1 protein-coding gene is annotated in these 577 nt (G+C 48.2%); it reads right to left on the bottom strand.

Annotated elements, in window-relative coordinates:
• Positions 1-31: 31 nt before the first annotated feature.
• A partial coding sequence (gene tnpC / locus VF675_RS13765) for an IS66 family transposase (RefSeq protein ID WP_440205394.1) occupies positions 32-577 on the bottom strand: 546 nt, incomplete at its 5' end.

Genomic DNA, 577 nt, shown 5'->3' with positions numbered 1-577 from the left:
GTAAGCGTCCGCTGAACCCCATACCTATTTTTTAATTTTGGTCGGGTTGCCACCGGTGTGGCAGTAATTCTTCTATTTGGGTCACTTTATGTGTCGGTAACCTTTTCAGCACATCACTTAAATAGGCATACGGATCCAAGCCATTCAGCTTTGCTGACTGGATTAAAGTCATGATATTCGCCGCTCGCTGACCACTGCGCAGCGAACCTGCAAACAGCCAGTTCTTGCGTCCCAACGCCCAGGGACGCACCTGATTCTCTACCCAATTGTTGCATATCGGTAGATTGCCATCATCCAGATAGCGGCTTAAGGCTGGCCAACGCTTCAGAGTGTAATTGATAGCCTTGGCGGTAGGAGAACTCGATGGCACTGTCAGATGATGTTGGTTGAGCCATTCATATAGTTGTTGCATCACTGGTTGACTATGCTGTTGTCGGTATTCGCGGCGGTCTTCCGCTGTACCATCGGTCTTTTTCCTGAGTTCTGCTTCTATCGCATACAGTTTCTGAATCAGCACTAAGGCCTGTTCAGCAACCTGACTTTTCCCAGTTACATGCAGTTCATGGAATTTACGACG

Source organism: Acinetobacter sp. Lyrl_1 (assembly GCF_051948795.1).
GTDB lineage: Bacteria > Pseudomonadota > Gammaproteobacteria > Pseudomonadales > Moraxellaceae > Acinetobacter > Acinetobacter towneri.
Note: the sequence above shows the minus strand (reverse complement) of the source record. Positions and strands in the feature narration are given on the sequence as shown.